Source organism: Flavobacterium sp. SM2513, from assembly GCF_050908145.1.
Lineage (GTDB): Bacteria > Bacteroidota > Bacteroidia > Flavobacteriales > Flavobacteriaceae > Flavobacterium.
On the sequence record NZ_CP194228.1, the window covers coordinates 210,166 to 222,435 of the forward strand.

Sequence of the window (12,270 nt, forward strand, 5' to 3'; positions counted from 1 at the left end):
AGTAGCGGGAATGCGTAAAGAAGATTGTTTCTATTTAGGTAAAATCGCGAAAAAATTCAGCTTTAAAGGGGAAGTCCTAATCTATTTAGATACAGACGAACCTGAGTTATACGAAAACTTGGAATCAATGTTTGTCGAATGCGGCAAACATTTGGTTCCTTTTTTTATTGAAAATAGTTCGTTACACAAAAATGACTTTCTACGTGTTCGCTTTGAAGACGTAAAAGATGAAGAAGAAGCAGATGCATTATTAGGCAATCACGTTTATCTTCCTTTAAAAATGTTGCCAAAACTTACGGGTAACAAATTTTACTTTCATGAAGTTATTGGTTTTGAAGTTGAAGACAAACGCTTAGGTTTTGTTGGCGAAATACAATCAATTAACGACAGTTCGGCTCAGCCACTCTTTGAAGTTTTGAATGGCGATGTTAAAATTCTCATTCCCATGATTGATCATTTTCTTGTAAAAATTGACCGAGAGAATAAAAAAGTTATTATGGATTTACCAGAAGGATTAATTGAAATGTATTTATAACATTTTCATATTACACGGTTTTCTTATTTCCTTCATTAGCTATATTTTAAAAAATGGCAACATTTAATTTCAAGCAATTTTCAGTAGAACAAGATCGCACGGCAATGAAAATTGGAACCGACGGCGTTTTACTTGGTGCTTGGTCACCTATTCCTAAAAACTGCTATAGCGTTTTAGATATTGGAACTGGAACTGGAATTATCGCCTTGATGATTGCTCAACGAAGCACTGCCGAACAAATTGACGCTTTAGAAATTGACGAAAACGCTTACGAACAAGCCACCAAAAATTTTGAAAATTCCCCTTGGGATGATCGCTTGTTCTGTTTCCATGCAGGTTTAGATGAGTTAATCGATGAACCCGAAGATGAATATGACTTAATTATTTCCAATCCCCCTTTTTATACCGAAAATTACAAAACAGAAGACGAACAAAGGGATTTAGCTCGTTTCGAAGATGCAATGCCTTTTGAAATACTAATTGAAGCTGCAGATTTGTTACTTTCAGAAAATGGTATTTTTTCTGCAATAATTCCTTTTAAAGAAGAAGAGCATTTTCTAACTTTAGCAAAAGAATATGAACTATTTCCAATAAAAATAACTCGTGTAAAAGGAACTCCAACTTCTGAAATAAAAAGAAGCTTATTGGCTTTTCAGCGAATCGAAAGTAATGAAATCGAAATTGACGAGTTGATTATTGAAACCGAAAGACATGTTTATACTGCGGAATATATTGCATTGACGAAGGAATTTTATTTGAAAATGTAGCTTTTATCTCCTAAAAACATCCCGAAACTGATACAACAAACGTTCAATTAAACGTAAATCTTCGGTTACTATATCGGCTGTTCCTCCACCATTGAACCAAATGCTTTTGACACATTCAAGATTTATACAATCAAAATAATCATTTTTAAAAATGTAAGAACTATTTAAATTGCTGAAATTCATTTCACCAATCTTTATTTTATCGGACTCACTAAATCTAATAAAATCTTCATCTAAACAATCGATAACTTGATTTACAAAATCATCAACATCTTTACTGTAAATTAAAATCATTTTTTTTACAATTAGTCTTCATAAAATTCCCAATCATCTGTTAGTTTCATTATCAAATTGAAGTTTTTTTTATAATAGTTATCATATTCTTCGGGATTCTCTTTGTTATACTCAGTAATTATATAATCCCCTTGATCAACAATAAAATTGTTTGAATTGCTAAACATAAACTTCATTTTCCTCACCATTAAATCATTAGTACCACATGATTTATTATTGTATAGATTGCCTTTATAAACTTGAAAACAAGAATTGATAAATCCCCGATGGTTTGGGCTTCTCTTTTTGTCATACTCAAGAGCATCATTACTCTTATCCAGAATTTCATTAAGAATTGCTAGATTTTTTGGGCTTTGTTGAACCGCATGTCTAATTAAAACATTATATTCTGGAAAAGAGATTAAAATAGTGTCATTTTTTGTATAAACACCTATCTTTTCTTCGGATGGAAAGCCTTCTGTTTTTAACAAATCAATCAATTTATCGGTAACCCTTTCCGTAGTTTCATATAATAGTTTAGGTTCTTTCCGGCTTTTTAACCCATAATCAGCCTGGTCTTCGTCAACCAAGTTTTCCATTTGTTGTTTTAGAGAAATATTTCTCTTGGTCTGATTGTCTTTATAAATGGAATCATAATCGGATATAAATTGAGGCCATTCGCTATTTTTCTTTAAGGCATTAAATATTTTCGCATTAAAATATTTTTTTTCAATTCCTTTTTGAGCTAATTTTTTTCCAAAATAAAATGCGTTTTTATAATCTCTGGATAAAACGGCACATCGAATAGCATTGTGAATATCCCTAGCAAAAATTGTTTTATATTCTTTATCTAAAAGCAGATAGCTTTCTTTGCCAAAACCATACTGCCTTTTTAAAATATGGTCTTCGGCCTTTTCAGTATAAGTGTAGTACCTTACTTCTTTCGTTTTTTCTTTTCCAATTTCTGACAATAACTCATTATTCTGTATAAGTGTATTATACGATAATTCCTCTCGACGTTTTATTTTATTATTTTTATTTTTTTCTGGATAATAAACCATCGCTCCCAAATCAAAAACTTCTGAATAACAATTATGTCCTCCGAAAGCCAGCAAAGTGTTGTTTGCAACCTTACCTTTAATTTTAAAATAACGTTTACCTTTAGTTAAAGTTCTATAATGAGAATAATTTTTAAAATAAAAAGCAGGAAATGTATCTAAAATTGTATTTTCATTAACCTCCACTCCCTTTAATTTTACTTCAATTAGTTCATCATTGACAACTTTTCTGTAAAATAAGTTTTTAATAGTATCTGTTTTTTCTCCGAGAAAAACATCTATTCTATTTTCAATACCTTTTTCTATAAGTTCTTTCTTGACTAAATCTCCCCAACCGCCAGATACATATCCTTCAATTTCTATAATGCTATCTTTAGGGCTGAAAATAGCTTTTTCAAAATCAACTTTCAAAAAATGCATATGATGCCCTTCTAAATAAGTAAAAGTTCTATAATCCTTACTCCTAAAACTTACCCCGTAATTGATTAAACCTTGGTAATTCCTATCGTCTACGAAATAGGGAAATGAAAGCGTATCGTTTTTTCTGAGAACCCATTTGTTATTATATTTCCATAAAGCATAAGTTTGATCATAAATTTTGTTTCTTTCAAAATTTTTTTGATGGTAGCTATTTTTATGTCGGATGCTTTGTCCAAAGACGGAAAAAGTTAAAAAAATATTTAAAATGAAAATTAATAAGTGAAGAATTGTTTTTTCCATATTTTGTAATGATATGTGGTATTTGATTGTAAACGTTGTTGACTTCATCTATTAAAACAACAAAAATAAGCCTAAATTAAATTTAAGCTAACTCAGTCTTACATTTTTAACAAGATCTTCTTTTAATTGTATAGCATAAATCTCACATTGTTCAAAATTAGCCGATAAAAACTATCATGGGCAAGTAGCAATTATTTTAACATTTAATCATTCATGATAAGTAATATATCCGCCTCCACGGTCTACATCGTATCCAAAATCATATTCCAAATTCACATTGGGGTTAGATGCTGAAGTTCCTGTACCACCCATGTCCTGCAGGAGTTTTAGTTCCTCCTCCGTTCAATTTAAACATTTGCTCTTTTTTCAGAACAGCATCTTAAAACTTATTCTCTTTTAAGCTTTCTTAATTCATAATTTTTAAATTTAATAATTAAATATTAATTTTTAAAACAAATCAACAATCTACACCCTTACTTATTTGTGTACTAAATTTCTTGATGCCTGACAGTCAACTGTTTTCTTATTTCAAAATAACTTAAATAAATTTTATTTTCCTATTCACATTTCAAAAAAAACCCATGAATCAACTAACCTAAAACTTTAACAAAACTTTAATTCACCCCCCATATACAACATATCAATTTATTCCATTACTTCGTAACACCTAACAACCAATATCTTAAACCATGAAAACTGAAAGACATTACAACTGCAAAGACGTCGAAATGCTAATCACAATCGACACCATTCTAGACGCAGCCATCGCCAATAAAGATTTCCTACAATCCAAACGTAATACTTGGAAAGACCCCTTTTTTCAAGATCTTAAAGCAGAAACCGATAATATAGTGCAAAATTATCTAGGTCTAGACAACGCAAAAGAATTAAGAACAGCAACCCTACAAGTACGCGCCATACAAATCCCGGCCCTTAAAGACCTCGCAGAACTAAAAGTTCAAATCGATACCGATTTCAACGACAACCCAACCCAAAGAAAAGAAATCCTCAACACCCTAGGCTTCACTCCTTTTTACGCAAAAACAAAAAACAAAGACCAAGAAGCACTAATAAGCCTGCTCTACCAATATAAAACCAACTTAACTCCCGAACTAAAAACAGAAATCGTCACCAAAGGAACTGCCGAAGAACAGCTCGACAAAATCACCTCCTATGCCGACGAACTAAAAAACAAAAACGTTCTACAAGAAGGCAAAAAAGGCACTAAAAAAGAAACCACCGAAGAAGCAATAATTGCCCTCAACACCATCTACGACAAGGTAATTGCCGTAGCCAAAATTTCAGCCACCTTCTTCAAAGACCGCCCAACAATAAAAGAATTATTCAGCTTCAATAAAGTAAAAAACAACCTAAACAACACCAAACCAAAGCCCTAAACCTTCAGCCTTATCACTTAACACCATAAACCCATAAAAAAAACTTCACTCAATAAGTTTTTTTTATGGGTTTATCCAAAGATAAACGGTCTTTAGAAATTCATTTCTCTCTTTTATCCACTCATTTAATGCCTTTAGCCAAAGATTTCTGCCCTTTAGCAAATCATTTATGTCTTTTAGCCACTCATTTTCTGCCTTTAGCCAAAGCTTTATGCCCTTTAGGAAATCACATCCGGCCTTTAGCCACTCATTTAATACCTTTAGCCAAAGGTTTATGTGCTTTAGCAAATCATTTCTGCCTTTTAGCCACTCATTTTCTGCCTTTAGCCAAAGCTTTATGCCCTTTAGGAAATCACATCCGGCCTTTAGCCACTCATTTAGTGCCTTTAGCCAAAAGTTTCGTCCCTTTAGCCACTCATTTTTAGGCTTTCGCCAAAAGTGTAAAGCTTTAATAAATTCATTTAAGCCCACTAATAAGTTATTAACATTCACTTCCTGCATTAAATCCTAATTCAAAAATCCTTAATCCTCACTTCTAACTCACCTCCTTTGGAGGGGTTGGGGGAAGATTCATAAATTATAACTTCTGTTTGTTGATTTGTTAAGTATCTTTCATTATTTTTGCGAAGACTTAAAATTTCACAACAATGAAACCAGATCTTTTTCAAGCTCCAGATTACTACTTAGTAGACGATTTATTGTCAGACGAACATAAAATGGTTCGCGATGCAGCCCGTGAATGGGTAAAACGCGAAGTATCACCAATTATCGAAGACTATGCCCAAAAAGCAGAATTTCCAAAACAAATCATCAAAGGTTTAGCAGATATTGGTGCTTTTGGTCCTTATATTCCAGAAGAATACGGTGGTGCTGGATTAGACCAAATTTCCTACGGTTTAATCATGCAAGAAATTGAAAGAGGAGATTCGGGCGTTCGTTCCACAGCTTCTGTTCAATCTTCCTTAGTGATGTATCCAATTTGGAAATACGGTAACGAAGAACAAAGAATGAAATGGTTACCAAAGTTAGCATCAGGTGAATTCATCGGATGTTTTGGACTTACGGAACCTGATTACGGTTCAGATCCTGGAAGTATGATTACCAACTTCAAAGATATGGGCGACCATTATTTATTGAATGGTGCAAAAATGTGGATCTCAAACGCTCCATTTGCAGATATCGCTGTTGTTTGGGCAAAAGACGAGTCAGGAAGAATCCACGGATTAGTTGTTGAAAGAGGAATGGAAGGTTTCACTACTCCAGAAACACATAACAAATGGTCTCTTCGTGCATCTGCCACAGGCGAATTGATTTTTGATAACGTAAAAGTGCCTAAAGAAAATTTATTACCAAATAAATCGGGTTTAGGCGCACCACTTGGTTGCTTAGATTCAGCAAGATACGGAATTGCTTGGGGTGCTATTGGTGCTGCAATGGATTGTTACGATACAGCTTTGCGTTACGCAAAGGAAAGAATTCAATTTGATAAACCAATCGCCGGAACACAGTTGCAACAAAAGAAGTTAGCCGAAATGATTACTGAAATCACAAAAGCACAATTATTAACTTGGCGTTTAGGTGTTTTGAGAAACGAAGGAAAAGCAACGTCTGCTCAAATTTCGATGGCAAAGAGAAACAATGTGGATATGGCAATTCATATCGCAAGAGAAGCACGTCAAATTCTTGGAGGAATGGGAATCACTGGTGAATATTCAATCATGCGACACATGATGAATTTAGAATCTGTGATTACTTATGAAGGAACCCATGACATTCACTTGTTAATTACAGGAATGGACATCACAGGAATCGCCGCTTTCAAATAATACAACCGATTTTATAGAACATAAATCCTGATTACTTCACAAGTTTTCAGGATTTTTTTAGCACAAAAAAACCCGATTATTTACATAATCGGGTTTCATTTTTGGACTTGTAACTTGTGTAGTCTGTTAAACTAATGGTCCACCTGCTAAAATTTCTTCGTTGGCAAACTCCTCAAATTTAGCAAAGTTATCTTTGAATTTCTTCCCTAACTCTATTGCTTTTTTATCATATAAATCTTTGTCTGCCCAAGTATTTCTAGGGTTTAAAATTTCAGAAGGAACATTTGGACAAGTCTGTGGTTTTTCAATACCAAAAACCTCATGTTTCTCAAATGTTACATTATCTAAATCCCCATTTAATGCAGCGGTAATCATTTCACGTGTATATTTCAATTTCATTCGGCTTCCTGTTCCATAAGGGCCACCAGTCCAACCTGTGTTAATCAACCAAACCTGTACACCGGTATCTTTCAATTTCTGGCTTAACATTTCAGCATACTTTGTGGGATGCAATGGCATAAATGGTCCACCAAAACAAGCAGAAAAATTAGGCTGTGGCTCTGTGACTCCTGCTTCAGTTCCGGCAACTTTCGCTGTATATCCAGAAATAAAGTGGTAAGCCGCTTGACCTGGAGTCAATTTTGATATTGGAGGCAAAATTCCAAAAGAATCTGCTGTTAAGAAGAAAATATTCTTTGGATTTTTCCCGATAGAACCTGGTTGAATATTATCAATATGGTAAATTGGGTAACTTACACGTGTATTTGGAGTGATTGACACATCTTCAAAATCTACAATGTTAGTTCCTTCTTTGAAAACTACATTTTCCAAAATAGCTCCTTTTTTGATAGCTCTGAAAATATCGGGCTCTTGCTCTTCTGTCAAATTAACCACTTTAGCATAGCAACCTCCTTCAAAGTTGAAAACCGTATTTTCACTTGTCCAACCGTGTTCATCGTCGCCGATTAATTTACGTTTTGGATCTGCTGATAATGTTGTTTTTCCTGTTCCTGATAGTCCGAAGAAAATAGCAGTATCACCATCATCACCAACGTTAGCACTACAATGCATTGGCAATGCATTTTTATCTACTGGTAAAATAAAGTTCAATGCAGAAAATATTCCTTTCTTCATTTCACCCGTATAACCTGTCCCACCAATTAAAACAATTTTCCGTTTGAAATTTAAAATAGCAAAATTATGTTGACGTGTTCCATCTACAGCTGGGTCAGCCATGAAACCTGGTGCACAAACTAATTTCCAATCTGGTGCAAAGTTTGCCAATTCTGATTCTTCTGGACGAAGAAACATATTGTAGCAAAACAGGTTTGAAGAAGCCAATTCAGTTACAACGCGAACGTTTAAACGGTAATTTGCATCTGCACAAACGTAACTATCTCGTACAAAAACTTCTTTTTGCTCGGAAAGATAGTTGGCTACTTTAGTATAAAGTTTGTCAAAATTTTCTGATGAAAAGGGTATGTTCACTTTTCCCCACCACACTTTGTCTTCTGTAATGGCGTCCTGAACAATAAAACGGTCTTGTGGCGACCTTCCTGTAAATTCTCCTGTGTTAATGGCGAGAGCTCCAGTTGAATTTTCAACTCCTTGGCCAGACTTGATAGTGATATCATGTAGTTGATCCGGCGTTAATTGGTAATGAACATTTGAATTTTTAATTCCTAATTCGTCTAACGAAATCGATTTCGTAATTAAAGCGTTATTATCCATAAATTTGAATGTTGTGTGTGTTTATAACAGAGTGTAAAAGTAAAAATTATATTTTAGATAGTTGAACTTTATATTAAAATTTTGATTTGCTTCTAAAAATCGAAACAAATAATATAGTCCATGCAAGTATTAATAATAATCCACCAATGGGTGTGATGAATCCGATAACTTTAAAATCAAACGCGGTTATTGCATTCGTTGCTAAGAAATATATTGATCCTGAAAACAAAATTACGCCAAAGATGACTAAAATAAGTACGGCTTTTTTGGTTTTTTCTTGAATCATAGTGTTTGACCCCAGAAACAGTAGAAATAATGCATGAAACATTTGATAACGAACACCTGTTTCGAAAGTTACTAAAGCATTTTCGTCAATTAACTTCTTCAAAGCATGTGCTCCAAAGGCTCCAAAAATGATTGAAATGACTCCTAATAGTAATGCCGTCAAAATTATTTTTCTATTCATTATTTGAAAATTTGCACAAAGATACTCAATCTTTTGATGCAAGAAAGATTATAACGTTTTCGTTGGTTAAAAATATAACAATTCAATACCTTTGTGTGACACAACTTAACTATGAGAAAAATACTTATTATTGGTGCTGGACGTTCAGCATCATCGCTTATTCGTTACTTATTGAACAAATCAGAAGTAGAACGATTACACATTACAATTGCTGATTTATCTTTAGAATTAGCACAAAAGAAAACCCAAAATCATCCCAATGCAAGTGCTTTAGCATTAGACATTTTCAATGCAGATCAAAGACAAATTGAAATTCAACAAGCGGATATTGTTATTTCAATGTTACCCGCTCATTTGCATATTGAAGTTGCAAGGGATTGTGTGAAATTTGATAAAAGCATGGTAACAGCATCTTATATTAGCCCAGAAATGGAAGCTTTGAATGCTGAAGCAGTTGCCAAAGGACTTATTCTTATGAATGAAGTAGGTCTTGACCCCGGAATTGACCACATGAGTGCTATGAAAGTGATTGATGAAATAAAAGACCAAGGCGGGAAAATTATTTTATTTGAATCGTTCTGTGGAGGACTAGTCGCTCCCGAGTCAGACAACAACTTATGGAATTACAAATTTACTTGGGCTCCAAGAAACGTGGTTTTGGCAGGACAAGGCGGAACCGCAAAGTTTATTCAAGAGGGAAAATACAAATACATTCCTTATCAGAAATTATTTCGCAGAACCGAATATTTTCATGTAGAAGGTTATGGTAAGTTTGAAGGATATGCTAACCGTGATTCTTTGAAATATAAAAGCGTTTACGGATTGGATGATGCGTTGACTTTATATCGTGGAACTATCCGAAGAGTTGGGTTTTCAAAAGCGTGGAATGTTTTTGTGCAACTAGGAATGACTGACGACACTTATGTCATTGACAATTCAGAAACGATAAGTTTCCGTGATTTTACCAATTTATTTTTGCCTTATCATCCTTCTGATTCTGTAGAATCAAAGTTCAGAATGAGTACGGGTATTGAGCAAGATGATGTTATATGGGATAAGCTTTTAGAACTCGACATTTTTAGTTCGACAAAGATTGTGGGTTTGAAAAATGGAACGCCTGCTCAAATTTTAGAACGCATCTTAAATGATAGCTGGACACTCGCCCCAGAAGACAAAGACATGATTGTGATGTATCATAAATTTGGTTACGAACTTAATGGCGAACACAAGCAAATTGACGCGACAATGGTTTGTCTAGGTGATGACCAAACCTACACCGCTATGGCAAAAACTGTTGGACTGCCGGTTGCAATGGCGACACTTCAAATTTTGAATGGAAATATCAAAACTCCAGGAGTACAATTACCAATTCGAAAGGAAGTTTATCTTCCTATTTTGAAAGAATTAGAAGAATTTGGCGTAGTTTTTCATGAGAAAGAAATGCCTTATTTTGGCTATAATCCAGATAGTTTGATGATGTAATTCAGAGGTTTCTCACCTTTCGCAAACGATAAAAAGAAGCCTAAAGATTTTGTTTTAGCCCCGATAGTAGTGGAAATCCTCCCGCTTTTCTCGGGAGATTGCAACGGATAGCGGGAAAATGAATCAATTTTAGCCCCAAGCGATTTGCTACAAATGAAACATAAAAAAATCCGCTCTCTTACGAAAGCGGATTTTTTGTTTGTATAATTTTAAAGGCTATGTTATAAAAGTTCAAATTGTTAACTTGGATAGCAATAGCTAAATCTGAGTAAAGATTAATTATAAAATGCGTTCTTACTATTACAAAGCTTTTAGACGAGCTAGTGCAATTTCGTTAGTTGGATCAATTGCTAAAGCTTTTTGGAATAACTCCTTCGCTTTGACTTTATCTGTCTTTACATAATATGTACCCATATTTGTGTATGCTTCTACAAACTTCGTCTTATTTGCTGGTTTACTAACTTCAACCTCGCCCTTTTCAGTAAGAACTTTAATGAACTCTTCGTAATTTTTAACCATTTTAGCTTGAGCTTCAGCATTTTCTTCTAATAAACTGTTGATTCTCGCTTTATAAATGTAACCATCATGTGTTGTAGGGGAAACAGCTATTACATTATCAAATGCTTTATTTGCTTTTTCAACAACTATTGGATTAATTTTCTCTCCAGCTGGTAAATTTACATTACCAAAATACAACGCATACCCTAAATAGAAATTATCGTATAAGAAGTTCCGCGAATTTGGATTAGATGTAGCAACTTCATAAATCGCAGCTGCTTCGTTATACAATTTGATGTCAAAGAATTTCTTACCAATATCGTTCAACTCATTTGCCATTGCTGGATCCATCTGAACTCCTTTCAACAAATCAGCTACACCTGAATCGAATAATGTCTGATCAATTTTATTAACGTCAGAGCCGTCTTCGGCTTTTGTCGTCGTCAATGCCATTCTAGTTTTAGCCATTCCTAAATAAAGATAATCTCTACCAATTGCCTTTGCGTTTGGAGTTACTAAGAAATCATTCAAAGCTTTGATTGCTTCTGTATCATTTGCATTTTCATAGGCAGAATATCCTAGATAACGCAGAATACGTGGATTTACATTATTCAACTTTTTCATTTCATTAGCCTCTACTTCGAGAGCTGCATAATCTTTATTCAAAATTAAAAAATCTGCATGACGCATTCTAGAATCTAATGAATAATCAGTTAATGACAAATATTTGTCATAATATTCAAGTGCTTTTTTATTCTTACTCGCATAATTCTCTGTATCATTCAGCGACCACACATAATAAGTTTCTGCCAAACCTCTATAAGCAGGACCATATGATGGATCCAATGTAAGGATATTTTCAAATGAGGTTTTCGCTTCTTGGAAAGCTTTTGACCCAATAGTAATAAAACCTAATTGCAATTTTGCTCTTAAAACGGATTTATCGGCGTCGTAAGCATTTCTATAAGCAGAATAAGCTTCATTGGTATTACCGTCTCCATAGTAGGCATCTCCCAATGATAATAAAACTTGAGCATCGTTCGATTGAACTGCTTTTGCTTTATTCAGAAAAAGCAATGCAGATTTATAATTTGGCGACTCAGCATTTAAAAATGAGCGACCGATGTATAAAAATTCTTCAAAATCTCTACGTCTCATATCGGCTTGAGCTTTGTTAAAATAATCGTTTGATTTAGTTGCATCCTTACTGTCTAATGCAATTTGTCCTAAACCAATATAATTAAAATTACCATTTTTCTTAGCTCCTAAACCTTTTTGGAAATAAAATTTAGCAGAATCTTCTACTTTTTGCTTAAGATATAAATTTCCTAAGATGTAGAAATTTTTACCTTGATCGGCATCAGAAGTAGTAAGTGACTTTAAAATAGTTTTGGCTTTTTCATATTTTTCGGCGTCAATAGCTTTTTGAGCTTGCTCTAAGTCTTGGGCAAAAGATGTGGCACCAAGGGCTAAAAACGCGACGCTGAATATTTTTAATTTGTTCATAGTATTTTCTT

Annotated in this window: 11 protein-coding genes; 5 read left to right on the forward strand and 6 right to left on the reverse strand. The window is 33.9% G+C overall.

Annotated elements, in window-relative coordinates; translation table 11 throughout:
• Nucleotides 1-10: 10 nt before the first annotated feature.
• Nucleotides 11-535 (forward strand): ribosome maturation factor RimM, encoded by a 525-nt coding sequence (gene rimM / locus ACQ5J2_RS00730; protein ID WP_432671779.1) that lies wholly within the window; start codon nucleotides 11-13, stop codon nucleotides 533-535.
• A gap of 53 nt (nucleotides 536-588) precedes the next feature.
• Nucleotides 589-1,302 carry a tRNA1(Val) (adenine(37)-N6)-methyltransferase gene (locus ACQ5J2_RS00735; RefSeq protein WP_432671780.1) on the forward strand — a complete coding sequence of 238 codons (714 nt, stop codon included), beginning with the start codon at nucleotides 589-591 and terminating at the stop codon, nucleotides 1,300-1,302.
• A gap of 3 nt (nucleotides 1,303-1,305) precedes the next feature.
• On the opposite strand, the gene ACQ5J2_RS00740 is transcribed toward ACQ5J2_RS00735, so the two are convergent.
• Nucleotides 1,306-1,596, reverse strand: coding sequence for a hypothetical protein (locus tag ACQ5J2_RS00740; protein ID WP_432671781.1), 291 nt, complete (start codon nucleotides 1,594-1,596; stop codon nucleotides 1,306-1,308).
• Nucleotides 1,597-1,607: 11 nt separating this feature from the next.
• The gene (locus ACQ5J2_RS00745; RefSeq protein ID WP_432671782.1) at nucleotides 1,608-3,353 is read right to left on the reverse strand and encodes a hypothetical protein; all 1,746 of its coding nucleotides are present in this window, start codon (nucleotides 3,351-3,353) and stop codon (nucleotides 1,608-1,610) included.
• Nucleotides 3,354-4,042: 689 nt separating this feature from the next.
• On the opposite strand from ACQ5J2_RS00745, the gene ACQ5J2_RS00750 reads away from it, so the two are divergent.
• Nucleotides 4,043-4,750, forward strand: coding sequence for a hypothetical protein (locus ACQ5J2_RS00750; protein ID WP_432671783.1), 708 nt, complete (start codon nucleotides 4,043-4,045; stop codon nucleotides 4,748-4,750).
• A gap of 63 nt (nucleotides 4,751-4,813) precedes the next feature.
• Here the strand turns inward: ACQ5J2_RS00750 and ACQ5J2_RS00755 are convergent, their stop codons facing one another.
• On the reverse strand, nucleotides 4,814-5,251 hold the full coding sequence (locus ACQ5J2_RS00755; RefSeq protein WP_432671784.1) for a hypothetical protein: 438 nt from the start codon (nucleotides 5,249-5,251) through the stop codon (nucleotides 4,814-4,816).
• A 146-nt stretch (nucleotides 5,252-5,397) separates the two neighbouring features.
• On the opposite strand from ACQ5J2_RS00755, the gene ACQ5J2_RS00760 reads away from it, so the two are divergent.
• A complete protein-coding gene (locus ACQ5J2_RS00760; protein WP_432671785.1) occupies nucleotides 5,398-6,576 on the forward strand; it encodes an acyl-CoA dehydrogenase family protein in 1,179 nt (392 codons plus the stop codon).
• A gap of 126 nt (nucleotides 6,577-6,702) precedes the next feature.
• Here the strand turns inward: ACQ5J2_RS00760 and pckA are convergent, their stop codons facing one another.
• A complete protein-coding gene (gene pckA / locus ACQ5J2_RS00765; RefSeq protein ID WP_432671786.1) occupies nucleotides 6,703-8,307 on the reverse strand; it encodes a phosphoenolpyruvate carboxykinase (ATP) in 1,605 nt (534 codons plus the stop codon).
• Nucleotides 8,308-8,380: 73 nt separating this feature from the next.
• Entirely contained in the window at nucleotides 8,381-8,773 is a 393-nt protein-coding gene (locus ACQ5J2_RS00770; RefSeq protein ID WP_432671787.1) for a DUF423 domain-containing protein, read from the reverse strand.
• Nucleotides 8,774-8,884: 111 nt separating this feature from the next.
• Between ACQ5J2_RS00770 and ACQ5J2_RS00775 the strand changes: the two genes are divergently transcribed.
• Nucleotides 8,885-10,255: a saccharopine dehydrogenase family protein gene (locus tag ACQ5J2_RS00775; protein WP_432671788.1), complete on the forward strand. Its 1,371-nt coding sequence runs from the start codon at nucleotides 8,885-8,887 to the stop codon at nucleotides 10,253-10,255.
• A gap of 300 nt (nucleotides 10,256-10,555) precedes the next feature.
• Here the strand turns inward: ACQ5J2_RS00775 and ACQ5J2_RS00780 are convergent, their stop codons facing one another.
• Complete coding sequence (locus ACQ5J2_RS00780) at nucleotides 10,556-12,259, reverse strand: tetratricopeptide repeat protein (RefSeq protein ID WP_432671789.1); 1,704 nt, start codon at nucleotides 12,257-12,259, stop codon at nucleotides 10,556-10,558.
• Nucleotides 12,260-12,270 lie beyond the last annotated feature (11 nt).

Excerpts from the sequence above, each read along its gene's own strand:
- rimM (WP_432671779.1), top strand. The coding sequence starts at position 11 with ATGCGTAAAGAAGATTGTTTCTATTTAGGTAAAATCGCGAAAAAATTC.
- ACQ5J2_RS00735 (WP_432671780.1), top strand. The coding sequence starts at position 589 with ATGGCAACATTTAATTTCAAGCAATTTTCAGTAGAACAAGATCGCACG.
- ACQ5J2_RS00740 (WP_432671781.1), bottom strand. The coding sequence starts at position 1,596 with ATGATTTTAATTTACAGTAAAGATGTTGATGATTTTGTAAATCAAGTT.
- ACQ5J2_RS00745 (WP_432671782.1), bottom strand. The coding sequence starts at position 3,353 with ATGGAAAAAACAATTCTTCACTTATTAATTTTCATTTTAAATATTTTT.
- ACQ5J2_RS00750 (WP_432671783.1), top strand. The coding sequence starts at position 4,043 with ATGAAAACTGAAAGACATTACAACTGCAAAGACGTCGAAATGCTAATC.
- ACQ5J2_RS00755 (WP_432671784.1), bottom strand. The coding sequence starts at position 5,251 with ATGCAGGAAGTGAATGTTAATAACTTATTAGTGGGCTTAAATGAATTT.
- ACQ5J2_RS00760 (WP_432671785.1), top strand. The coding sequence starts at position 5,398 with ATGAAACCAGATCTTTTTCAAGCTCCAGATTACTACTTAGTAGACGAT.
- pckA (WP_432671786.1), bottom strand. The coding sequence starts at position 8,307 with ATGGATAATAACGCTTTAATTACGAAATCGATTTCGTTAGACGAATTA.
- ACQ5J2_RS00770 (WP_432671787.1), bottom strand. The coding sequence starts at position 8,773 with ATGAATAGAAAAATAATTTTGACGGCATTACTATTAGGAGTCATTTCA.
- ACQ5J2_RS00775 (WP_432671788.1), top strand. The coding sequence starts at position 8,885 with ATGAGAAAAATACTTATTATTGGTGCTGGACGTTCAGCATCATCGCTT.
- ACQ5J2_RS00780 (WP_432671789.1), bottom strand. The coding sequence starts at position 12,259 with ATGAACAAATTAAAAATATTCAGCGTCGCGTTTTTAGCCCTTGGTGCC.